Source organism: Peribacillus sp. FSL E2-0218, from assembly GCF_037992945.1.
In the GTDB taxonomy this organism is placed as follows: Bacteria; Bacillota; Bacilli; order Bacillales; family DSM-1321; genus Peribacillus; species Peribacillus simplex_B.
Window position 1 is genome coordinate 2,899,798 of the sequence record NZ_CP150304.1, and the last position, 23,042, is coordinate 2,922,839.

General features: G+C 42.9%; 23 protein-coding genes. 3 read left to right on the forward strand and 20 right to left on the reverse strand.

Translation table 11 applies throughout. The features are described 5' to 3' along the window. Positions 1–48: 48 nt before the first annotated feature. The 6 genes from MHI53_RS13920 to MHI53_RS13945 form a co-directional block, all read right to left on the reverse strand. On the reverse strand, positions 49–534 hold the full coding sequence (locus MHI53_RS13920; protein WP_340371559.1) for a dihydrofolate reductase: 486 nt from the start codon (positions 532–534) through the stop codon (positions 49–51). Beyond that, positions 531–1,325, reverse strand: coding sequence for a thymidylate synthase (locus MHI53_RS13925; protein ID WP_100531564.1), 795 nt, complete (start codon positions 1,323–1,325; stop codon positions 531–533). The genes MHI53_RS13920 and MHI53_RS13925 overlap by 4 nt, the downstream gene beginning before the upstream one ends. Positions 1,326–1,378: 53 nt before the next feature. After that, positions 1,379–2,089, reverse strand: coding sequence for a toxin (locus tag MHI53_RS13930; protein ID WP_340371560.1), 711 nt, complete (start codon positions 2,087–2,089; stop codon positions 1,379–1,381). A gap of 396 nt (positions 2,090–2,485) precedes the next feature. Further along, entirely contained in the window at positions 2,486–2,821 is a 336-nt protein-coding gene (locus tag MHI53_RS13935; RefSeq protein WP_155645344.1) for a hypothetical protein, read from the reverse strand. A gap of 49 nt (positions 2,822–2,870) precedes the next feature. Next, positions 2,871–3,641 carry a TerC family protein gene (locus tag MHI53_RS13940; protein ID WP_340371561.1) on the reverse strand — a complete coding sequence of 257 codons (771 nt, stop codon included), beginning with the start codon at positions 3,639–3,641 and terminating at the stop codon, positions 2,871–2,873. Positions 3,642–3,837: 196 nt separating this feature from the next. Continuing rightward, positions 3,838–4,458, reverse strand: coding sequence for a YpjP family protein (locus tag MHI53_RS13945; RefSeq protein WP_340371562.1), 621 nt, complete (start codon positions 4,456–4,458; stop codon positions 3,838–3,840). 435 nt (positions 4,459–4,893) lie between these two features. Here MHI53_RS13945 and ggt point away from each other — a divergent pair, with 435 nt between their 5' ends. Beyond that, positions 4,894–6,582, forward strand: a complete 1,689-nt coding sequence (gene ggt, locus MHI53_RS13950; RefSeq protein ID WP_340371563.1) for a gamma-glutamyltransferase — start codon at positions 4,894–4,896, stop codon at positions 6,580–6,582. Here ggt and MHI53_RS13955 read toward each other — a convergent pair. Then, positions 6,573–7,361, reverse strand: a complete 789-nt coding sequence (locus MHI53_RS13955; RefSeq protein ID WP_061140412.1) for a class I SAM-dependent methyltransferase — start codon at positions 7,359–7,361, stop codon at positions 6,573–6,575. The genes ggt and MHI53_RS13955 overlap by 10 nt on opposite strands. A gap of 66 nt (positions 7,362–7,427) precedes the next feature. Continuing rightward, positions 7,428–7,868, reverse strand: a complete 441-nt coding sequence (locus tag MHI53_RS13960; protein WP_061140411.1) for a BrxA/BrxB family bacilliredoxin — start codon at positions 7,866–7,868, stop codon at positions 7,428–7,430. Positions 7,869–8,133: 265 nt separating this feature from the next. On the opposite strand from MHI53_RS13960, the gene MHI53_RS13965 reads away from it, so the two are divergent. After that, a complete protein-coding gene (locus tag MHI53_RS13965) occupies positions 8,134–8,586 on the forward strand; it encodes a hypothetical protein (protein WP_061140410.1) in 453 nt (150 codons plus the stop codon). A 270-nt stretch (positions 8,587–8,856) separates the two neighbouring features. Here the strand turns inward: MHI53_RS13965 and ilvD are convergent, their stop codons facing one another. From ilvD to MHI53_RS14000, 7 genes are all read right to left on the reverse strand, one after another. Beyond that, entirely contained in the window at positions 8,857–10,542 is a 1,686-nt protein-coding gene (gene ilvD, locus MHI53_RS13970; RefSeq protein WP_340371564.1) for a dihydroxy-acid dehydratase, read from the reverse strand. Positions 10,543–10,828: 286 nt separating this feature from the next. Next, positions 10,829–11,968 carry a conserved virulence factor C family protein gene (locus MHI53_RS13975; protein WP_340371565.1) on the reverse strand — a complete coding sequence of 380 codons (1,140 nt, stop codon included), beginning with the start codon at positions 11,966–11,968 and terminating at the stop codon, positions 10,829–10,831. A gap of 129 nt (positions 11,969–12,097) precedes the next feature. Then, on the reverse strand, positions 12,098–13,975 hold the full coding sequence (locus tag MHI53_RS13980; protein ID WP_061140407.1) for an ABC-F family ATP-binding cassette domain-containing protein: 1,878 nt from the start codon (positions 13,973–13,975) through the stop codon (positions 12,098–12,100). Next, positions 13,972–14,616, reverse strand: a complete 645-nt coding sequence (locus tag MHI53_RS13985) for an HD domain-containing protein (RefSeq protein ID WP_061140406.1) — start codon at positions 14,614–14,616, stop codon at positions 13,972–13,974. The genes MHI53_RS13980 and MHI53_RS13985 overlap by 4 nt, the downstream gene beginning before the upstream one ends. 53 nt (positions 14,617–14,669) lie before the next feature. After that, positions 14,670–15,515 (reverse strand): DegV family protein, encoded by an 846-nt coding sequence (locus MHI53_RS13990; RefSeq protein ID WP_061140405.1) that lies wholly within the window; start codon positions 15,513–15,515, stop codon positions 14,670–14,672. Between the two features lie 112 nt (positions 15,516–15,627). Next, complete coding sequence (locus MHI53_RS13995; protein ID WP_061140404.1) at positions 15,628–16,104, reverse strand: glutathione peroxidase; 477 nt, start codon at positions 16,102–16,104, stop codon at positions 15,628–15,630. 84 nt (positions 16,105–16,188) lie between these two features. Then, positions 16,189–16,722, reverse strand: a complete 534-nt coding sequence (locus tag MHI53_RS14000; RefSeq protein WP_061140403.1) for a hypothetical protein — start codon at positions 16,720–16,722, stop codon at positions 16,189–16,191. A gap of 162 nt (positions 16,723–16,884) precedes the next feature. Here MHI53_RS14000 and metA point away from each other — a divergent pair, with 162 nt between their 5' ends. After that, complete coding sequence (metA, locus tag MHI53_RS14005) at positions 16,885–17,793, forward strand: homoserine O-succinyltransferase (protein ID WP_340371566.1); 909 nt, start codon at positions 16,885–16,887, stop codon at positions 17,791–17,793. A 115-nt stretch (positions 17,794–17,908) separates the two neighbouring features. On the opposite strand, the gene MHI53_RS14010 is transcribed toward metA, so the two are convergent. The 5 genes from MHI53_RS14010 to MHI53_RS14030 all read right to left on the reverse strand — a co-directional run bounded on the left by MHI53_RS14010 (position 17,909) and on the right by MHI53_RS14030 (position 22,782). Next, positions 17,909–18,604 carry an AIM24 family protein gene (locus tag MHI53_RS14010; protein ID WP_061140401.1) on the reverse strand — a complete coding sequence of 232 codons (696 nt, stop codon included), beginning with the start codon at positions 18,602–18,604 and terminating at the stop codon, positions 17,909–17,911. Continuing rightward, on the reverse strand, positions 18,604–19,299 hold the full coding sequence (locus tag MHI53_RS14015) for a class I SAM-dependent methyltransferase (protein ID WP_340371567.1): 696 nt from the start codon (positions 19,297–19,299) through the stop codon (positions 18,604–18,606). Before MHI53_RS14015 ends, MHI53_RS14010 begins: the two co-directional genes overlap by 1 nt. A gap of 432 nt (positions 19,300–19,731) precedes the next feature. Beyond that, positions 19,732–20,730 (reverse strand): NADP-dependent oxidoreductase, encoded by a 999-nt coding sequence (locus MHI53_RS14020; RefSeq protein ID WP_340371568.1) that lies wholly within the window; start codon positions 20,728–20,730, stop codon positions 19,732–19,734. Between the two features lie 32 nt (positions 20,731–20,762). Then, positions 20,763–21,098: a metalloregulator ArsR/SmtB family transcription factor gene (locus MHI53_RS14025; protein WP_340371569.1), complete on the reverse strand. Its 336-nt coding sequence runs from the start codon at positions 21,096–21,098 to the stop codon at positions 20,763–20,765. A gap of 859 nt (positions 21,099–21,957) precedes the next feature. Then, positions 21,958–22,782, reverse strand: a complete 825-nt coding sequence (locus MHI53_RS14030; protein ID WP_340371570.1) for a class I SAM-dependent methyltransferase — start codon at positions 22,780–22,782, stop codon at positions 21,958–21,960. Positions 22,783–23,042 lie beyond the last annotated feature (260 nt).

Genomic DNA, 23,042 nt, shown 5'->3' on the forward strand with positions numbered 1-23,042 from the left:
CATGCAAAAAATCCGATCATGGGTACTTCCCATAACCGGATTCGTCGTTTATTTTTTTTGCAAGATAATGAAATCATGTGCAAAGAGATTTTTTTCATCCACGGTACCTCGGATTGAGGAAACCTTTTCCCATTCATTTTCTTCAATGGCAGGAAAAAAGGTATCACCTGCAAATGTTTCATGAATTTCCGTTATATATAATCGATCGGCAAACGGCAGGACTTCTTTGAAGATTTCGGCACCGCCAATCACGAATACCTCGTCATCACGATTGTCGGCATATGTTTTGATTTGGGAAATGGCATGCAAGACTTCACAACCGGACGCTTTGAAATCCTGATTGCGGGTTACAATGACATTTTCCCTGCCAGGGAGCACCTTCCCTATCGATTCAAATGTTTTACGTCCCATGACGATGGGATGGCCCAACGTCACTTTTTTAAAATACTGCAAATCTGCAGGCAAATGCCACGGGAGTTGATTATCATTTCCAATCACCCGATTCTGATCCATGGCGACGATTAACGAAATCATATGCTTACCTCACCCTTTATATGAGGATGCGCTTCATAATTTTCCAGAACGAAGTCCTCAAAGCTAAAATCGAAGATATTTTTCACTTCCGGATTTATTTTCATGGTTGGCAAAGGTTTTGGGTCACGAGTCAATTGCAACTCAACTTGTTCAAGATGGTTGGAATAAATATGAACGTCCCCAAATGTATGTACAAATTCACCGACCTCCAGATCACATACCTGGGCAATCATCATCGTTAAAAGGGCATACGAAGCTATATTAAAGGGAACGCCTAAAAAAACATCCGCCGAACGTTGATATAATTGGCACGAAAGCTTGCCGTCAGCCACATAGAATTGAAAGAAGGCATGACATGGCGGCAAGGCCATCTCATCCAATTCCCCAACATTCCAAGCACTCACTATCAATCTTCTTGAATTGGGATTCGTTTTGATTTGCTCGATCAATTCACTGATCTGGTCGATTTGCCTACCATCAGCCGTCCCCCATGATCGCCATTGATGACCATATATCGGACCTAGTTCACCATTTTCATCAGCCCATTCATTCCAGATGCGCACGCCATTTTCCTGGAGGTAGCTGACGTTTGTATCTCCCTTCAAAAACCATAACAATTCATGGATTATCGCTTTCAAACTAACCTTTTTCGTCGTAAGGACAGGGAATCCTTCTTGCAAATTGAACCTCATTTGATAGCCAAAGGTACTGATCGTTCCCGTTCCCGTACGATCGCCTTTTTGAGTTCCATTTTCCAGGACATGCTTACATAAATCCAAATACTGCTTCATGCTATACCACCTTTTCTACATTCATTCATCTTATTTTAACGTAAGTCCAATGTTTAATCTAATTGTTTAATAAAATGATATGTCTTGGGTGCTTTTTGTTTAAGTAATCGGTTTTGTTCTGGGTTTACATAAAACATGGCAAACGTTTCGGCAAAATATTCTTCAGGATAATTGGAAAAATACGACTGTCCGGGAAACAAGCCATCCACTTCCTTACCCCAGATTTTTAAATAATCCATGTCATCCCGAATCCCATCGAATACGATATTATCAATCGAATGCGCCAGTTCATGGAGCTCCAAATTGACCGACCCATGCCCGTTGCCCTTATCGCTTGCGCCGATCTTGACCAATACGGTATGAGATCCGCCCATGCCAGGCACGTCATCCCAGGTCGTTTTTTTATTCAAATAACCCCGGGGCGTATGTCCCTTTAAATTAGCTGCCGATTGGTTTTCTGTTAGATTACCTTGGAATAATTTAATCCTGACACCGCTCTCAGCCGTTTTCTCCAATAACGATTGGGGCAGTTCATCGATCGTTTCCCCAATTTTCAACGCTTCCTTTTCATCGAAATCCTCTTCAGGAAATAAAAATATTTTCCGCAAAACTTTATTGTCATTAAACAAGTCAGCTTGCCTCAAAAGACTATCTTTTGGCAATTCACGCCATCTCATACCATCTTCCTTTGCTAATGAATAGGAGAGCATGGTTAAAAAAAAGACAAATAACGCCGATATGATTAGCCACTTTTTCCGTTGCATGAACTTCTCCCCCTTCACCATTTCACTGAAAATGTATGTATGTTCGTTCCCTCAAACTATTATTCTAGTATAACATACGGATTGGAAGCGAAAACGCCATGTTTTATTGGTAATTATGGCAACGCTTATTTTGGGAGCACCATTTCTGCAACCCTTTCATATATCAACCTTATATAATGTAAAAGGTTTAAGGTGATTTCATGGAAACCAATAATAAAAATGCCCTTTTGAATGAGCAAAGGGAGCTAGCTGAAGAAGTTCTTGATATCTACAGTTTAAAAGTATTCATCATTCTCGACCTTTTGCTGTTCTCCATTTTCTTTGGCATCCTGCTGCATCCGCTTCTGCCTTCTCTCTGGCTAAATTTTTTATTGCCTTTGCTTTTCTTCACTACTTTTACAGTCCTTCTTCAAATTCTTGATATGCTCCATAAAAAAAGCTGACACCAGTTTTTGGTGTCAGCACAGACTGTAGACAAACCCGACAAAAATCGAGTTTGTCTATTTTTATGAGTTGTACAATGTAGCCGTTGATTGTAACGTCCGGAGGCTCCCAAGCCGCCCGTGGGAAGGAAGCACCTGCATTGTCCATGCAGTCGAACCTTCCTTCGCGGCGTTTGAGGGTTAAGAAGAAGGACAAAGATCCTGCTCTCCAACCATTGAGGGCCCGTAACGAATCTCTTAACTTAAAGAAGATTGAAAAGGAATTTGTCGAGAGGTTTGGATTTTTCACTTTCCGCCCCCCTCTTCTAAGCTGAATCACTTTTGATATCAGCTTTTTGTCATCCATGTTCTTTCAGCTTTTTTCCTTTTTTGAAGTGCAATGCGAGCGTGGTGCCGAAAATCAGTAAAATGAAGGCAAAAAAGATGGCGGGCGGTATTTCGATTCCCGCAACGGCTATCAACATTTTAATGGAAATGAAACCGATAAGCACATAGGCCGCCGTTTCCAATTGCGGAACCTTATCGATCAATTTTAAGAATACCCCTGCAACGCCCCTCATCATCAGGACTCCAATCATCCCGCCGGTCAGGAGGACCCAGACTTTTTCACTCACTCCAAAGGCAGCCAGGACGCTATCGACGGAGAATGCGATATCCATCAGTTCCACTGATGCAACCGTTCCCCAAAACATGCCGAACATCCGGATCAACAGGCTGTTTTTACTCATTCCTTGCATCGCTTCATCGTCCCCGGCCTTCCGTTTTCTTTTGTTCCGGAAGTATTTAAATGAGAGCCAAGCAAGGTAGGCTGCTCCAATCACTTTCACCCACCATAGTTTAATGAGGAAAACACCGATTCCAATCGCCACGAACCTAAAAGCATATGCGCCCAATAAACCATAAAAAAGGGCTTTTTTACGCTGTTTAACCGGAAGATGCCTGACCATTACAGCCAATACCAAAGCATTGTCCGCTGATAGCAATCCTTCCATCAAAACGAGCGTTCCAATCAGCCCCCAGCTCACTGGATCGGATAAAACCTCCACCCACATATGCCAATCGAAAAATTGGGCATATGTTTGAATAATGTTATTCAACAACTCTGACATGAAAAAGACTCCTCTGCTCCTATTACTGCATGAATAAATGGTCTTTTACCATTATTCCCACTAACGCGGGGGATAATATCTCCATTTCGAACGGAAAACAAAATAAATACGTTGCATGACAACGTATCATTTACTGCTTATAGGAAATTTCATCTTCATCTTACTCTTACCATGAAATTAAATCAATGAAACCAACCTAGGAGAGCTTTTGTTGTTTGCTTGTCCATTCAGGCGGTGTGTTTTTATCCCAGTATATTTTCCCGAGATGATGGTGGGCCGTAAACGCATCATGATAGGTATGATAATGAAAATCGAACCAATACCCCTCAAGCGGGGGGTTTTCCTGCCTGACGTGAAAGCGGATAATATCCTTGCCGCTTAATGAATCATAAATATGAAAAATTTTCTCTGCCCTGCCAGCACTTGGCTGCTCTGTGATCGTTAATTGCTGTAATTTTTCATCCGGAAATTGGGCGGCCATTTCTGTTAGGGCTTCTTGCATTTTTGGTAAGATGGCCAGCTTGAATTCATCACCGATTTTAGGATTGATCTTTTCGCCAAATTTCATATAAGCGCTTTCCTCTGCTTTGTCGAGCATGCCTGATAAAAACTCTTCCCGATTGAATTCCGCTTTCCGTTCAGTCGAATTCTGTGAAGCAAGATAGGCTAAACCTTCTTCTTCGACGAGCCCCTTTTTCGTATCCTTTAACGAATCGGCCTCGGCAAGCCACGCCAAATCTGAAGGGGTGACAAGACCGAACGTCAAAACGGATACCAAAATGACGAGACTTTTCCTGAACCACGCCGTTGCTTTCAACTCACACTCCCCCTTCTTGATTGTATTTTCTTTATATTTAGTATACTTTTATTTTTTGCCATTTACGAATATATAGTGTCCTATGTTTTAAATAATGAAAAAAAGGATAAATACCTATATACACGATATGAACCCCAACCTTTTCACTAAATAATTCGAAACCCTAATTTATATGAAGGATTTTGGCGATAGTTGGAGAACTTAATTAGATTCAAGTCTTTTTAAGGAGGGGTCTTATATGGCTTTGACCACGACTGCCATGGTCGCTTTATGTCTTGTAACATTAGCATTTTTCGTATATTTATCATTTGCCGATTAAGAATAAATGAATAGTTGCGAAGAAGCTCCTTGTCATTCACCTACGATGGCAAGGTTTTCTTTTCACATAAGCTGCCCGTTGTGGTTTTAAATGGACTTGATACTGGAGGAATGACCTTGGAAAACAATAATGGAAACACTAAAGAAGAAAACTATAAACGGGAAACGGCAACAGGTAATGCGGGAATGGTCGTAACGGCACACCCCGTAGCTACATCGATTGGGGAAAAAATATTACGTGAAGGTGGAAATGCCGTTGATGCAGCCGTCGCCATCCAATTCGCCCTCAATATTGTAGAGCCGATGATGACAGGAATCGGCGGCAGTGGTTTCCTGATGGTATATAATGCAAAAGAAAAGGCGACGAAAATATTCGACGGTCATGTAAGGGCACCTAAAGCGGCCCATCCGAACATGTTCCTCGATGAAGATGGTGAAGTCATTCCATTTAGAGAACGTTCGATCAAAGCTACGGCAGTTGGCATCCCCGGAATCCTGAAGGCGATGGATGAAGCATTATCTGAGTACGGCAGCAAACCACTCGGGGATTTGATTGAGCCCTCGATTGAATACGCAGAAAAAGGAGTTCCGGTCAATTGGGTACTCTGTGATGCTCTTGAAAACTTTGAATACCGATTGGGTGAAGAAGCCCGTAATTTCTTTATGCCTGAAGGTAAACGATATAAAGCCGGCGACTTGCTTGTAAAAGAAAAATTGGCGAATACGTATCGCATATTGCAACGTGAGGGAATTTCGGCTTTTTATGACGGCGAGATCGGAAAAGGCATCATTTCCTGTATAAAGGAACTTGGCGGTTTCATGGAGCTTTCCGATTTACAGAACTATAAAGCGACCATTGATGAACCGATGTATGGGACGTACAAGGATTATTCCATCGCTTCATCGATGGCACCAAGTGCGGGCGGCTTCACCGTCATTCAAATCTTGAAAATCCTGGAGAGCTTCCATATAGAGCAATATGATGTTCATTCCTGGGAAAAATATTATTTAATTGCCGAAGCGATGCGTTTAGCCTTCACCGACAAAAAGGCATTTCTTGCTGATCCGGAGTTTGCCGAATTGCCATTGAAAGGTCTCATGCATGATGACTATATAGCGAAACGCCGCTCTTTCATTAATTTCAAGACGAGGAATAATGCCATCGACTACGGAAACCCTTGGATTTATGATTCGGTCAACAAAAGGGAAGTGATTCCGCAGCCCAATGACGAAGATATCAGTGAAACGACACACTTCACGGTTCGTGACAGATGGGGCAACATCGCTGCTTGCACATCAACGGTGGAGCATCCCTTCGGATCGGGGATCATGGTTTCCGACTATGGCTTCATGTTGAATAACGAATTGACGGATTTCGATTCCGTTCCGGGCGGCATGAATGAAGTGCAGCCGAACAAGCGGCCTGTCAGCTGCAAAAGCCCGACCATCATTTTTAAAGACGGCGAGCCGATTTTAACGCTTGGATCGCCTGGCGGGCCAACCATCATCAGCTCAGTGGTTCAAACGATCATCAATGTACTTGATTTGAAAATGGACTTGAAAGCTGCCATTGAAGAGCCAAGGATTTTCACGCCGATGGGCCCGCACATCGAATGGGAAGCAGGCATGGACATGACAAGCAAAGGGCAATTGGAAGCAATGGGCTTCGTCTTCAATGATGTCCCCCATTCTATCGGGAACGTCCAGGCCATACAAATCAACCCGGATGGCTCAAACTATGGAGCTGCCGATTCAAGCCGTGAAGGCTGTGCCATGGGACTTGAAGAAACAGATTATCATTCTTGATCTGAAACGGAAATGTAGCCAAAATGGAATTTGGATGTTTTTCTCTTCTGCACCTCAAATCCGAATTCCTCAAATCGGGAGCTGCGGAAGTGGTCTTTCAACACGACTCTCTTCCGCGCCACCCGCTTGGCTTGTTCCATTAATTCAAACGATAGCCCCTTACCTTCTGCAAAGTGGGTCAGCCCTTTAATTCCATTTGATTCTGATATCGTTTCCTCAAACATGGGATCGAAATAAACTACATCAAAATGATTATCCGGCATGGTTTTCAACATGTCATAATGATCGCCATGAATGACCTCAATCCTTCTCATCGCTTCCATCATCTTTTCTTCTGCATCACTCCACGTCTTCAAACCATGTTCCACTAGGAGGGCCAAATATCGATTGCCTTCCGTTGCAACGATTCTTCCCAGTGCCCCTACTGCATAGCTCGCGACAATCGCATCGGAGCCCAAGCCCAAGGTACAATCCAGCACGGAGCTGCCTGCTGTTATCTCTCCGGCAAAGAGAAACGGGTCATTTTCGCCGCGAATGATCCTTTTAATCCGGATCATGGCGAGGTTCGGATGAAAAAAGAAGGGTTCCTTCTCGTTGCAACGATATAGCTCCATTCTATTTTTCCCATATACAAGGCAGTCTTCTTCTCCATTATCACATTGTATATCGCGCACCGAGCGTTTTTTCCGGGCTATATAGGGGATTTTTAATTCTTCAGCTACCCTTTTTGCTAACATTGCCGTTTCTTTATCGGCTCTTCCAACTGTTGTGACAAACATGTGCCTCCCCCTTTTTACACGCCTAAACTTGAAAGGAATGCCCCGTTGCCGGGACATTCCGATTCATCACTTATTTACTTGGCTGAATGCTCTTAATAAATTTTCCATTATGGCTTCCATTGGCTGCCCTTCTATATCATGACGGGGTATGAAGTGCAGGACTTCTTTGCCCTTCAAAAGAGCCATGGACGGTGAAGAAGGTTCTATTCCTGTGAAATATTCCCTCATTTTAGCTGTTGCATCCTTATCTTGACCGGCAAAAACCGTCACAAGATGATTGGGCTTACCCTCTTCTGCCTGTAGTACGGCCTGGGTGGCAGCCGGACGGGCTAATCCCGCGGCACAGCCACAAACTGAATTAACGACGACCAATGTCGTACCTTCTGCAGCTTCCATGAAGTTTTCAACCGCTTCAGCCGTTTCCAGCTCCTCGAACCCTGCCTGCACCAGTTCCGCACGCATCGGCTTCACCATTTGTTTCATATATTCATCATAGGCCATCGACATCTAAAAACCTCCTGTATTACAATTCTTCCAATAATTTAATCATACTATATTATTGCGTGATTATGCAAAATTAGCGCTTACTTCTCATTGGATTCATTGCTCCGCCTTTATACTTCTTTCAGCCGGAAGGAGCAAGCTGGGCCGGCCCAACCAAATTTATACGAAGGCCCGCGACAAAAATACCCCCTCAAAGTGCTGCAACCCCATTAATAGTAAAACCTCAATAAGGGTAAATTAACACCAAATAAACCGAAGAGGTGTACATATGAAAGCATTGCTCGTGATGATATTATTCTTCTCCACCTCGGTTATCGCCCCGCCCCATTCTCTGGCAATAACGATGCCTTGTAGTATGGTGCTGGAACCGATGGATGAAAAACTGGCTAATGCAAAGGGATCGGTGTTAATTTATAAGGTTCAGTTACGGCCGCCAAGTTCTGCACGGACTAATGTAAGCATCCTTGGTGTGCACCTTCCACCCCCTTCTTCTTACGGAAATTATGATGGCTATCAAGGCTTTGCTTTCATACCCGGCGTCATTAGTTGGCAGTTCATGCTCGATCCTTCTCAAGAAGAAGAAAGTCCGACCTGGGCTGGAAGATTTGATGAGATTACAGCAGAAATGGAAAAAGCTAAGGTACAGGTCCGTCTTTTCAATTCAAGGAACGCGAAACTGGGACCGGCGATCTTAAAAAGCGATATCAAGAATTGTCATTGAACGAATCGATGGTGATCGGAAAGAGGTTTGGAAAGGTTGGACTTCGACCTTCCTTTCCACTGCAGGCACTTAGCTTTCCAGAGACGGTCCGCACTTTAACACCTGTGGGGTTTCCTTGGACTGGCACCCCTTAGGGAAGTTTTACTAATCCGCTTCAATCAACTTGTTTTACGTTCAAAAAACACGCTCTAAAGTAATTGAAGAGGACCTGATGAGGTCCTCTTCATTTTAAAATAATATAGTCAATGCCTTTCTGAGCACACCCTGAAATTAAACTTTCATGACGCCGCCTGAGCTTGCATTCGTAACAAGCGCGGAGTAGCGTGCTAAATAGCCTGTTTTCACTTTGGACTCGAAGCCTTTCCAATTGGCTTTGCGTTTTTCGAATTCCTCATCGGAAATCTCCAATTGGATCGTTCTGTTTTCCAAATCCAGCTCGATGATATCACCATTTTCGACAAAGGCGATCGGGCCTCCCTCAGCTGCCTCAGGAGATATATGGCCGATACTGATGCCGCGGGACGCTCCGGAAAAACGCCCATCCGTGATCAAACCGACCTTGGCTCCAAGTCCCCTTCCGACGATTTGGGAAGTGGGGGCCAACATTTCCGGCATGCCAGGTCCCCCTTTCGGTCCCTCATAGCGGATGACCACTACATTCCCTTCTTTCACCTTTCCAGTTATGATTCCGGATAGTGCATCTTCTTGGGAATCGAAGCATATGGCAGGTCCCCTGTGATAACCACCAACCGATGCGTCAACGGCACCCACCTTGATGATCGAACCTTGTGGAGCAAGGTTCCCAAACAATACGGCAAGACCACCTCGCTCAGAATGCGGGTTATCCAAAGGATGGAGAACATCTTTGTCCAAGATTTCACAACCGGCAACATTTTCACGGAGTGTTTTACCTGAAACGGAAAGGCAATCTCCATTGAAGGCACCTGGTTTTTTGAGCAGCTCGTTGATGATGGCACTTACACCACCGGCATTATGTAAATCTTCGATATGATAATCCGATGCCGGGGCAATTTTCGCTAAGTGCGGTACCCGATTGGCAATTTCATTGATGCGTTCCATTGGATATTCGAATCCTGCTTCGTGTGCCAAGGCAAGTGTATGGAGAACGGTGTTAGTCGATCCGCCCATTGCCATATCCAATGCAAAAGCGTTATCAATGGCATCGATCGTCACGATATCACGAGGCTTGATATCCTGCTTGATGATTTCCATCAATTGCTTTGCCGACTTCTTGACGAACTCTTTCCGTTCCTCGGCGACCGCCAATATCGTGCCATTTCCCGGAAGTGCAAGTCCAAGACCTTCAGCGAGACAGTTCATGGAGTTTGCCGTGAACATTCCCGAACATGATCCGCAAGTCGGGCATGCCACTTGCTCGATTTCCTGCAGATCCTCTTCATTGATGTTACCCGCTTGATAAGCGCCCACTCCTTCGAAAACAGATGTCAAGGAAAGAGATTTCCCGTTTTTGTCTTTACCTGCTTTCATTGGCCCTCCGCTTACGAAAATGGTCGGGATATTGACTCGAAGGGCGCCCATCATCATTCCCGGCGTTATCTTGTCACAGTTTGGAATGCAGACCATTCCGTCAAACCAATGTGCCGATACAACCGTTTCAACCGAATCGGCGATGATTTCCCGGCTAGGCAAGGAATAGCGCATACCGATGTGGCCCATTGCAATTCCGTCGTCGACTCCGATCGTATTGAATTCAAAAGGAACTCCGCCAGCCTCACGAATGGCCTCCTTCACTATTTTTCCGAATTCCTGAAGATGGACATGTCCTGGAACGATATCAATATAGGAATTACAAACCGCAATGAACGGTTTCCCGAAATCTTCTTCCTTAACTCCCGCTGCACGCAACAGACTTCTGTGAGGAGCACGATCGACTCCTTTTGTTATCATGTCACTTCTCTTGTTTGATGTAGACATTTGTTGTACCCCCAATTTCCACTAAATGTTTGATAATTCAGATAATATAATTTTTAGTATACTCTAAAAATTCTAACATATTTATATGCAATTGCAACCATTCATTGTTTAAATTTTTATAAAAATCATTTTTCTAAAATAATAGAACCCGTTATTATTGATATAAATTCGATATCGTAACAAAAATCGTTCCTACATGCTAGGCAAAAATGCCTGGAGCAAAAAAGAAAAAGCATGGGGATTCACCCCATGCCTTTACCTTTTATGGACCTTCTTATTTTTTTGATTATCTTTCATCGTTCGGTTGTCTTGATTCTGTCATCTGCTTCCACACCGAGCCTTTTGCTTCTTCACCATTTTCAATCCGGGCGATCGCCATCTTGATTTGCAGGGCGACTTCGAATTCGGGATCCTGCTCTGCTCTCTTTAATGACTGGAGGGTCGATTCATCACCAGCTTCGTATAAAAACATCGCCGCCCTCCATCTGATCAATTTATTTTTATCCGATAGTGATTGTGACATTTCCCCCATCGCTTCTTCAAAGCCCAGGTCGGATAAACAGTCACCAGCCGTCCGTCTTACGGCAGCACTCTTATCCTTCAATGCCTTATACAGGCTTGGAAGCACTTGTCTGTCTTCGATCATGCCTAAATAGACAACCGCTAACCTTCTGATGGAGACTTTGCTATCGGCAAGGGCCATATCCAATACCGGAATATCATCGACGGTTGGATCTTCCATTTGTTCTAACGCCTGATACCGTTTTTCCCAGCTTTCATCATTCAGCATTTCGGCCGTCAATTTTATTTTTGGACGTTTCACGAATGCTTCTTTTTTATCGGTCAGTAGATCAGCTGCCGCTGCAAGCTGTTTAATCCGTTCTTCCGGATAAGCCGCGATTAGCTCGTCCGATACTTCCTTGACGATATCTTCCATATCTCCATATCTTATCCCGTAATCCTTCCATTTTCGAAGCAAGACCACGTTATCATCTGCTTTTTGTGCAGCAGCAATGCCCTTCAGGAAGTACTCAGGCAATGCAAAACGTTTTTCCTGCTGGCTATCACTGGCTTTGATCTGCATCGGAATCCCTTTGAATTGTTGAATGGCAACAGTCACTTCACCATAATGTTCATTTAAGATCGTTTCCTCGTTTTGTTCCTCGGTTTTTTCCCCGAATACCTGACGGATCTGGACCAAAATATCTTTCCAATCATATTTCGCATTGCGCTCGATCGCCAGGAAGTCCGCAACATGATAGACACCCTTGACCCCATCGATCGTGAATAAATCCTTGATTAACTGTGGGGCCTGCTCAGCTTGATCCTTCTTATAATTATTGCTTTTACCAGCTGAAAGCTCCTCTGTCAGATTGATTTTCATTGTATTTGGACTTGGTGTCGGTTCTATTGATTTAATTTTCAATGTGTATCTCTCCTTTTACAAAACGTTTCCATGTACTAGATATTATCACAACGGCTCCAGTTTCTCATGCAATTGGGGTTGACGAAAAAAAAGACTGACCCAAGCTTTCTCCCTTGGGCCAGTCCCCGCTTATTCTTCTTCCAATTTTTCCGCTAGATACGTCCATCTTTCCAGCATATGCTCCAGTTTTTCCGTTAATTCCTTTTCTTCTTCAAGCAGAAGGCGGACTTGTTCAAAATCGCTCCCTGCTGATGACATGTCTGTCGTGATGTCTTTCAGGCGCAGCTCGACTTGCTCCATGTTCCCCTCTATCTCTTCCCATTCCTTACTTTCGGCATAGGTCAGCTTTTTCTTTTTCTTTTCTGTCCGGTTCGGCAGAGGCTCAGGCGTTTTTACCGGTGCCGCCTCTTCCGTCTTTTCTTCCAAGAACTCAGAGTAATTCCCATAATAGAAATCGATTTCCCCTTTATTCTTGAAAACAAGAAGCTGATGGCACGTCTTATCCAGGAAATACCGATCATGTGATACGGTGATGACGACACCTGAAAACGTTTCTAGATAATCTTCAAGTACCGTTAAGGTTTGCGTGTCCAGGTCATTCGTCGGTTCATCCAATAGCAGCACATTAGGTGCCCCCATCAATATATTCAGGAGATATAATCGCCTTTTTTCGCCACCGGAAAGCTTGCGGATCGGTGTTCCATGAGATCCCATCGGAAAGAGGAACCTTTCAAGCATCTGTGCGGCGGAAATGAAGCTTCCATCTTTAAGGGCGATCGAATCGGCCGTTTCGCGAATATACTCGATCATGCGGAGGTTCTCATCCATATCGGCGCTTTCCTGGGTATAGTAGCCGATTTTAACGGTTTGCCCCATTTCCACATTTCCTTCATCAATTGGCTCCCGTCCGGCCAATATATTCAACAGGGTCGATTTCCCACTGCCATTATTGCCGACAATGCCAATTCGATCTCCTGGCTTGAAGAGGAAGGAAAACCGGCTGATAATGGACTGATCTCCAAAGGATTTAGAGACATCTTGCAGCTCTAGTACCTTCTTTCCAAGTCGGGCGCCACTCAATTCCATTTCCAGGCTCTCCGTTTTTTGCTTATCCTTCACACCCGATTCCAACGTTTCAAAGCGCTGGATACGAGCCTTTTGCTTCGTTGTACGTGCCTTTGCACCTTTACGGATCCAGGCCAGCTCTTTTTTGAATAAGCTTTCTTTTTTCGACCTCTCGGCGGATTCGTTCTCTTCACGGATGGCTTTGGACTCTAAATAATCTGCATAATTTCCTTTGTATTCGAAAAGCTGCGTTTGGGCAATTTCCCAAATTTTATTGGATACACGATCAAGGAAATAGCGATCATGGGTGACAAATAATACCGACTTCTGGTACTTCCCCAAGTATTCTTCCAGCCAAGTAATGCTTTCGAAGTCAAGATGGTTCGTAGGCTCGTCAAGGATCAGCAGGTCAGGCGTCTCGATCAGCGTTTTTGCAAGGGCCGCACGTTTTTTTTGGCCGCCTGACAGCTCCCCCAGCTTCCTTGAGTGATCTGGAAGGCCAAGCTTGGTCAGTATCGTTCTCGCATTGGCACTGGTATCCCATGCGCCAAGTGTGTCCATATCCTGCTGCTGCTTCAGCAATCGATCCTGTACAGCCCCATTCTGTGGGTCCAGCTGGAGTTGAATCAGCGTTTTTTCATACTCCTTTATCAACGAGAATACCGGAGTTGAGCTTTCGTACATATATTCCATGATCGTCAAATTCTCATCAAAATGCGGATCTTGTGAAAGATAAGAAATCGTGTAATCATTCGGGTGATCCTTCGTTCCCAGATCACTATCTTCCAATCCGGCAATGATATTCAACAATGTGGATTTACCGGTGCCATTGATACCGACGATCCCGATTTTTTCCCCTTCGGTGATGGAAAAAGAAACATCCTTAAAAAGGAGTTTCTCCCCTTGCGTTTTCATTACATGTTCCATGCTAAATACTTTCATAAGCGTACATCCCATTCCTTATAAAATTCCTTTAAATATCCAACCATATATTCATGTCTTTCACTAGCAATCTTCTTCGCCGTACTTGTATTAAGCTTATCTTGCAAGCGCAGTAATTTTTCATAAAAGTGATGAACGGAAGAACTTTTCCCCTTCCTGTACTCCATCTTGGACATATTTTCCCTTACCGGCAGCTCGGGATCATACATGGGCTGTCCCTTCTTCCCCCCAAAAGCAAATGTCCTGGCAATCCCGATGGCACCAATTGCATCGAGGCGATCGGCATCCTGAACGATTTCAGCCTCGATGGAAGGCAGCTTCAGCTGCCCGGAACTATACGAAATGGTGCGGATGATCTCTTGTATGGCCTTAACACGATCTTCATCCAGCTTTAATTCCTGCAACCAATCGTCCAGCTTGCCCCACGCTGCATCAACATCGTCGTTTAACTTATCATCCGGGATATCATGAAGGAGTGCGGCCATTTCAATGATGAACGCATTCCCCCTTTTTTCTTCTTTTGCAATATGTAAAGCCAGCTTCCGAACACGATCGATATGGAACCAATCATGGCCGCTGGCATCTAAGTTCAATTGATCATAAACATACTTCTCCGTTAAACCGATCATCTTTTGCTTCATATCACCACTCCATGTCCTTTCCATTTTACCATGGTTCTCAGTATAGTTGTGCTTTAATCTTCATGGAACCAACTCAGTCCAATCGTCTGTTCCCCGGTATGGACGCCTATCGCACTGCCAAGCGGTGATATATGGGAAATGATGTGGGGACATTCTTCAGAAATCCGTTTTTTCCATCTAAGGGCCTCTTCCAGCATCTCACCATATAAGATGGTGCACTCTTTTACTTTTCCCGTTTCGTCGGATCGGTGAAGATCCGAGAAAATCAGTTTTTCCGCTTTTTTTAGATTTCGAGGCTTCGACTTAGTCTGAAGCAAACCGTTCTCGATCGAAATGATCGGCTTGAAGCTCAAAAGACTTCCAAGAATATATTGTGTGTTCGTTAGCCTCCCGCTGCGATGGAGCTGATCCAAAGAACCGATTACCACATAGGTTTCATGGTTATCCGCATACATCCTCGTTTTCGCGAAGGCTTCTTCGATGGAAAGCCCTTCATTCATATATTGCATCAGCCTTTTCAAGATCAAGATCATCGGAAAGGAGATAAGTAACGTATCAAATACGTCAACGGGAATCGTAACCATTTGGCCAGCTTGCCTGCTTGCAGAAACGGTCCCGCTCAATTCACCTGAAAGGTGGACAGCTATGATCCGATCATAATCTTTTTCCAGTTCCTTATACAATGCATGGAATCTGCCGACCGATGGCTGTGAAGTCGTTGCGTTTATTTTTTCCTCCCGCATCCTCCGGTATAGCTCTTCAGGTAAAAGGTCGACACCGTCTTCATATTCCTTTCCATCGATGATGACGACCATCGGAACGACGTAAACATGTTCATTCATTGATAAATCTTCGTCTAAAGTTCCCGTACTGTCCGTTACCCATGCGATTCGCTCCATCGTTTCCCCCCTAGTTATATCCCACTCCAACTAATTCATTAGAAAAAGGAACTGCGGTGCACAAAAAGAGCCCAACAGAACATGCTCTTTCTGATGAACTCGATTTGATTTTTCATAATAATTTTTTTATATCGCTTTCAAGCTCCAATGGTTTTGTTTTGGGTGCGTAGCGACTGATGATATTTCCTTCACGATCGATCAAGAACTTCGTGAAATTCCACTTTATCGATTTCGACCCCATCAATCCTGGAGCATTTTCAGCCAGATAGCTGAATAATGGATGAGCTTCCTTTCCATTGACATTCACTTTTGCAAACATCGGGAAGGTGACGCCATGATTCAGTTTACAATATGAATCGATTTCCAAATCATCTCCTGGCTCCTGGTTCAAAAACTGATTGCACGGAAACCCAAGGATGACCAATCCCTGTCCTTCATATTGTACATATAGGCTTTGCAAATCATCATACTGTGGCGAAAAACCGCATTTGCTTGCGGTATTCACTATAATCATTACTTTGCCTCTGTATTCTTCAAGCGAGATGGTTTCGCCATTTATTTTATTGACCTTAAATTCATATATGGACATGTATGATCTCCCCCTATGGTATGATGCTGTCATTTTACCGTATATAGAGGTGCATTTACCAATTTTACTATTCTTCTTTACCCATTATTCCTGAATCTTCACTGCTTGTATGGATTGTATCAAATACTCCACCATATCTTCCAAGTCTTCCATTTGTTCTTCTTTCACAAGTCTTCCGAAAGAAACCTTGCAAACAGTAGAATAATCGGGCTTCTCCTTTTTACGGACCGTTTTGCTGGTCTTGAAAGTTATGATTCTCTGATCTCCCCATATTCTTTCCAACTGGTTCAAAAGCTCTTGGGCTATCACTTCATCAAGCTTTGCCGGGATGGAGATGAAAATATCGACCGTGCATCCGGTATGTGTTTCATTAATATGGCCTTCAAGTAACTCTGCACTTAGGTTTTCGATTCCAGCGTGTATCTCGATTGCACCGCTAATGGAAATGGGCGCCATGTATTGCTTCAATTCCAGCCCAATCTTATAGGTTCTGGACATGGTAGAGAGATTCACGATATCATCACGGCTTATGACTGTTATGTCGCCAACGAAATCACGGTCATAAACCGCTCCTTCCAATACCACTTTCATGTTTTCAAATGCTGTAGGATCAAACACTCTCCATACACCTCCGACTTCTTGCGTTTATTATCGTCATCCCATTTTATCATTAACGGGCCATTTCCTTCTCCGATTTACAACAAATTATTAAAATAGCTTTTCTATTCGCTAATTTTCTATATAATTAAAATATTATGATTTTGGTGAAGGAGGATAAACATGCCAATCAGAATACCGGAACAACTGCCGGCTAAGGAGATTTTAGAACAGGAAAATATCTTTGTGATGGATGAGGAGAGAGCTACCAAGCAGGAAATCCGCCCATTGAATATATTGATCTTGAACCTGATGCCTGAGAAAGAAAAAACAGAGGCTCAGTTACTGCGCTTTCTTGGCAATACTCCGATTCAAGTAAATATTTCATTCCTGCGATTGAGCACTCACGAATCAAAAAACACAAGCAAATTTCACTTGGATCAGTTTTACAAATCCTTTGATGATATAAGGACAAAGCGATTCGACGGCATGATCATTACAGGCGCCCCCGTCGAGAAGCTGAAATTCTCTGACGTGAATTATTGGGAAGAACTGCAAAGCATCATGAACTGGTCCTCAAAAAATGTTACATCCACTTTACATATCTGTTGGGGAGCTCAAGCTGCCCTGTACCATCATTATGGGATAGGCAAATACGAGCTGCCGGAGAAATGCTTTGGCATATACAGGCATGAGGTACTTGAACCAAAAGAAAATCTCGTCCGCGGGTTCGATGATTATTTCATGGCTCCTCATTCACGCTATACGGATATTGACTATCAAAAGCTTATCAGCATTGCCGAATTGAAGATTTTGGCTCAATCCGACCAAGCCGGTGTTTTGATTGCCGCTTCAAGCGATGGCAAAAGGATCATGGTGACCGGCCATTTCGAATATGACGCCGAAACCCTCGGTGACGAGTATAGGCGCGATAGGGAACGAGGGGTCGATACGCAGCTGCCTGAAAATTATTTTCCTGATGATGACCCTTCGAAGGTCCCGCTTCACCGCTGGAAGAGCCATTGCAGCCTGATGTTCTCTAATTGGCTCAACTATTATGTCTACCAGTCTACTCCCTATGAGTGGGATTGAAAGAGAAAGGGAAAGGTTGGTTATGCTTTTACTAGGTAGTTTTTTCTTCGGGCAGCCCCTTTCATATCTCTCTTGGGAAACAAAAAAACCTGAGTTTTTACCCAGGTTTTTTGTTTCATGACTCTTTATTGCCGAAATAAACCTCTTCATAAGGTTGGACAACCACGAAACCCCGACCATTGAATTTCATTTGGACGGATTCGCCGCTTCCCCGTCCGAAAAACGACTTTAATGAAACATCTGTCACGAATTCAGGCTGGAGATCCCCGGACCAGGCAACAGTGGCGTTCGGGTCCGTATAAACCGGATTACCAGGTTCCACAATTAACGTAAGCGGTTCATAATGGGAAGTGAATGCCACCATCCCTTTCCCCTCAAGCCTGACATTGAATAACCCCCCCGCCAGTAAACCGGCAATGCGCCGCATCATTTTTATATCCCATTGAATGCCCGGTTCAAAGGCGAGTAAATCATTTCCGTTGACACAGATGGATTCGCCATTCAACTGTAAAATTGAAATTTTCTTCCCCTGGTCCGCGACATATAGCTTGCCGGTTCCGGTCGCTTTCATTAAAGATGCACCCTCGCCAGTTAACGCTTTTTTGAAGAGCTTACCTAAACCATGCTCCAAGATTCCTTCCCGTTCGAATTTAATCTGGCCCCGATAAGATACCATCGTCCCCATTTTTGCCCAGATTTGCTCTTCCAGGTTGATTTCCAGAATTCGTTCCGTTTCTAACTCGAATAAGCCCTGCCCTTTATCCTGCTGCTTCGTCTTTTCGACGAATTGATAGATTTGATACTTCTCCATCACTCTGCCACCTCTTTTTGAAGGAGGAATAACCACATGAACGATACCGCTTGCTTTAAATCCTTCGAGAAATGTCCTAGTTTAGTATAGTCGACCCCTCTTTTCGCTACTCCGGTATCAGCGACCGTTTTCCATCCCATTTCCGTTGCCATTTTTTCGAATTCCCATGGCAGCATGGTATTCATGATCACTTCGTCCCCTAATAACCGTTGATAACTGAAATGTTTCCGCGGTTCCGCCGTCGGACCAAGTATCCCGAAACAAACATGCCCCCCGGGCTTCATGATCCGCCAGATTTCCTTCATCACGGTTAAAGGTTCACCCGTATATTCCAACGAATTAATGACCATTGCCGCCTCCATTTCTTCATCTTTGAATGGCAGGTTAGTAAAATCTCCTTGAAGAAATGAAAGATTGGGATGATTGGCCGTTTTCCCTTTTGCAAATTCAATCATGACACTTGATAAATCGACGCCAATCACTTCAAATCCCGCTTCGGCAAGTTTTAATGAACCCACTCCATCTCCACAGCCTATGTCGGCCACTTTCAGACCCGATTGCACATGGCCGGAGATAAACGGAATAATATTATTCCGGCTACCCGTCTCCCACATTTCTTGCGAATTCTTCACCCACATAGGCGCAAAGTCATCCCATTCCTTTTTCGATTCCTTATGCCAAGTATGTATATTCATCGAAAAAACTCCCTTCCAGCCACCAGACCTTAAAATAATTTCAGAAACACACAACATAACTAGGCTATCACCCATCACTGACTCACAAAATACAAGGGCCTGATTATAACTATTCTGTTTCTCATCAATAAAACCTTTTTTTAGAGGCGTTATCATAAGTAACTTAAAAATAAAGATTGATAGGAAAGTTGTTATTATTCGAAACGGTTGAACGGAAGTGCGAGACTCCCGTGCGGGCAGCGGTACAGGCGAGACCTCACCGCCCGTCCTCTGGATAAGCGAACATGGCAGGAAATTTAACCACACCGTATTACTTGGTGAATAGCAACAAAGTATGCGAAACAGCCATTGTGAATACAATCCATTGGGATCAAACATTCTACAAGATGGATTTTTATGGTTAAAGGCAACATGCGCTATTGAATGAAAACGCTACCTGATTTTTAAAATTATTTTTCCTTTAGCCCTTCCCGACTCCGCATATTCCATCGCTTTTTGAGCATCATTAAATGGAAATACCTTATCGATGATCGGTTTGATTTTACCAGACTCAATAAAGTGGGCTATCTCACTCAATTGATCTCCGCTTGGTTTCATAAACAAAAATGAATACTGAACATTATGTTTTTTTTCAAGTGCAGTAAGTTTCTTACTTGCTGCTGTAAACAATACCTTTTTAAATAATCCTAAACCATATTCTTTCGCGAAACGAGCATTTGGCATTCCTGAAACGGAAACAATTTTTCCTCCGTCTTTTATAACCCCGAAAGATTTTTCAAGAGTATTGCCACCAAGTGTATCAAAGACCGCATCGTAATTTTTCAGGATGTCTTCAAATTTTTCTGTCTTATAATTAATTATTACATCTGCACCAAGAGATTTCACTAAATTCATGCCGGCATCACTGGCAGTCGTGGCAACAGTGGCACCCATTAGTTTTGCCAGCTGAATGGCAAAGGTACCGACTCCGCCTGCCCCAGCTTGGATCAAAATCTTTTGTTCTTTTTGTAATTGCAGGATGTCATGTAAGGCTTGATACGAGGTTAAGCCAACCAATGGGATGGATGCCGCTTCCTCAAAGCTCAAATTATGAGGTTTCAAGGCTATATCATTTTCATGAATTGAAATAAATTCGGCAAAAGTTCCGATGTTACTCTTACGTGGACGTGCATATATTTCATCCCCGACTTTAAAGCGGGTCACCTTTGCTCCAACCTTCGCCACGACCCCAGAAAAATCATTACCCAAAATAAGCGGCATTTTATACTTTATTAACAATTTCACTTTCCCATCTCGTATCTTGAAATCAATAGGATTAATGCTAGCTGCATGAATTTCTGCGAGTACCTCATATTCACCGATCTCGGGTGTGGACATTTCTGCCAGACGAAGTGGGGCTTTCCCATATTTATCAATAACCATTGCTTTCATTTCCTATACCTCCAATTAATGATGCGATACTTTCAATAAAACTCCAGCATAAACTTATCAATATCCATCATTAGTGTTTTTAATAAATCTAATTTTGTCCGTACATTAATATAATAAAAATTTTTCGTGCCTTCTTTACGCATTAAAATAACACCGGCATCCCTTAATATCTTAAGATGATGCGATACCGCTGGACGGGAAAGATGCGTTTGTTCAGTGATTTCCCCTACACGCAAACCTGTTTCACAGTCCGTTCCCATTAAAACCAACAAGATGGACTGCCGTGTTTCATCGCCAATCGCCATAAGTACTTTTTGACAATGAATAAAATCTTCTCTAATAACATTTAGTTGGTCGTGTTTATCCATTTAAGTATATGCCTCCAATAAACAGTTCAATCGTTTAAGTTGACGAACCATATCATTGATACAACGATATAATACTATTGTATTCTGTGCAATATTGGGAAAGTAAATCGAGACGGATCAAATCTTAGTAGCGGAAGAGCATTAGCTTTACTTTCAGTGACCAAGATAAGAATCCATGTTTGATGAGTGAATTGTCACGATATGTATTGAACCGTTATCTGCCTTTTAGTGCAGAGATGACACAACCTTATGCGCTAAAAAAGGCACTAAAAAGTGCCCGATGTTCTCCTTCAATTAGTAAAAATAAAGGGTTCCTTGTATTGTCCGCCTTTTACTTGTTTACTGTGGTCGTTCATGCCAAATTGATGTTCGCTGCATTTATTGACTAATACCAATCAGCAAATATCCATCGTCTCTATCCATATTGTTCCATTTAAAAAATAGCTCATGCAAAAGAAATCAAATATAATCACGCAAGTATAACTCTTTCTGAAATCAAAAGGAAAGCTGATTTTAAAGTAGTGGTGCCCCACAAATGATTGGACGTTAGAAATTAAAACAGATCCTTGGGGAGAAAAAGACAATATGCCTAATTTTAATTTACTCAGCTTATAAACATATAAAATGCACTTTCAATAGACTTCCTGTTCCTGTTGGGTTCACCAAATTGATGTTTTTATTAAATCTGCCAGCACCAATAACATAAGGGAGGTTGATGGAGCACTTTTCCTTATCATGGAGTTTGCGCAAACAATGCAATAAAATAGACAATCAAACCTTCTTAGAAAATCATTTTTGTTTCCTTTTTTCACGAAGACAAAAGATAAAAAAATCCTTATTATCCCTGGTTCATAATGGTTTACTTAGCACAAATAATGAAACTATTTAATGAATGATCATTGCCATCTGAAGTGTTCATCAATTCATAATAACCAGTTATCAACGTTTGGATCATCGGAGGCACTTTAATAAAATCTTCACGGATAGCATTTGCATAGCTTTTTTCCCATCGACCGTCTTGCAATAAGCTTGCATCGACTGTAAGTTGTTTGACCACTTCAAAATTTGCTTGTTGGAGCAGCCGTTGAATTTGCGTTTTATGAAAAAGGTTTTGGATATTCCCATCATTTTTTACGAAGTTTGAATGCAAGGCTTGGATGGAAACTGCAAAAAAATGGGAACGTTGCGTACTGCAAGTAAAATCGAGATCCCATTCTGCAAAGCATATATGTTTTGCCAATCCTCGGATTTTTTTAAAATAATTCAATAAATCTTCCGGCTGCTTGAAATACCATGAACAATGGGAAAATACCGCCACTTCAAATGGTATGGTTGCTTCAAAAAGGTCAAAATCCATTTCCAAATGGAAGTCAATCCGTTCTCCTAGTGGAGATTTCTTAATACGTTCAGTTGCTTGACCTACTGTTAATGGTGCTCCGTAATCGGGACCAGCAATATCTAATGCGACAACTCTTCCGTTTTCTCCTACTGCGTCTGCGATTGCAACGGTTGTATCTCCTTGACCACATCCTAATTCCAATACACGCATTCCTTTTTGGATCCCAAAAGCTTCGACTAATTCCATTCGGTGCTGCAACTGAACTTGTTGTATCAAATCTTCTTCAAATAGTTGATAGTTGGATAAAAAAGATCTTGTTTTTTCATTTAATTGAAATGACTTCAAATATCATTCACCCCACATTTGTTGTGTATTGGTCAGCAAGGCTTCCTCAGGAACCATCCTTATTGATGTAGAGCACCAGTTCGCTCATTAGTGATAAGGGACTTGAAATTCAATACTGAAAATTTCAATCAGAAGTACTTCAATTTTGAGAACCTTGTTGCCGCCATTTCACAAGCTTCCAGTCTCCTTGCCAGATCATCTTCAAGATTACTGCAATCACCCATTTCATTAATAAAATCACATGGTTAATTTACAAACTA

Coding starts and splice junctions, on each gene's coding strand:
- MHI53_RS13920 (WP_340371559.1), bottom strand. CDS start 534: ATGATTTCGTTAATCGTCGCCATGGATCAGAATCGGGTGATTGGAAAT.
- MHI53_RS13925 (WP_100531564.1), bottom strand. CDS start 1,325: ATGAAGCAGTATTTGGATTTATGTAAGCATGTCCTGGAAAATGGAACT.
- MHI53_RS13930 (WP_340371560.1), bottom strand. CDS start 2,089: ATGCAACGGAAAAAGTGGCTAATCATATCGGCGTTATTTGTCTTTTTT.
- MHI53_RS13940 (WP_340371561.1), bottom strand. CDS start 3,641: ATGTCAGAGTTGTTGAATAACATTATTCAAACATATGCCCAATTTTTC.
- MHI53_RS13955 (WP_061140412.1), bottom strand. CDS start 7,361: ATGTTTGTCACAACAGTTGGAAGAGCCGATAAAGAAACGGCAATGTTA.
- MHI53_RS13960 (WP_061140411.1), bottom strand. CDS start 7,868: ATGTCGATGGCCTATGATGAATATATGAAACAAATGGTGAAGCCGATG.
- MHI53_RS13965 (WP_061140410.1), top strand. CDS start 8,134: ATGAAAGCATTGCTCGTGATGATATTATTCTTCTCCACCTCGGTTATC.
- ilvD (WP_340371564.1), bottom strand. CDS start 10,542: ATGTCTACATCAAACAAGAGAAGTGACATGATAACAAAAGGAGTCGAT.
- MHI53_RS13980 (WP_061140407.1), bottom strand. CDS start 13,975: ATGAAAGTATTTAGCATGGAACATGTAATGAAAACGCAAGGGGAGAAA.
- MHI53_RS13985 (WP_061140406.1), bottom strand. CDS start 14,616: ATGAAGCAAAAGATGATCGGTTTAACGGAGAAGTATGTTTATGATCAA.
- MHI53_RS13990 (WP_061140405.1), bottom strand. CDS start 15,515: ATGGAGCGAATCGCATGGGTAACGGACAGTACGGGAACTTTAGACGAA.
- MHI53_RS13995 (WP_061140404.1), bottom strand. CDS start 16,104: ATGTCCATATATGAATTTAAGGTCAATAAAATAAATGGCGAAACCATC.
- metA (WP_340371566.1), top strand. CDS start 16,885: ATGCCAATCAGAATACCGGAACAACTGCCGGCTAAGGAGATTTTAGAA.
- MHI53_RS14010 (WP_061140401.1), bottom strand. CDS start 18,604: ATGGAGAAGTATCAAATCTATCAATTCGTCGAAAAGACGAAGCAGCAG.
- MHI53_RS14015 (WP_340371567.1), bottom strand. CDS start 19,299: ATGAATATACATACTTGGCATAAGGAATCGAAAAAGGAATGGGATGAC.
- MHI53_RS14020 (WP_340371568.1), bottom strand. CDS start 20,730: ATGAAAGCAATGGTTATTGATAAATATGGGAAAGCCCCACTTCGTCTG.
- MHI53_RS14025 (WP_340371569.1), bottom strand. CDS start 21,098: ATGGATAAACACGACCAACTAAATGTTATTAGAGAAGATTTTATTCAT.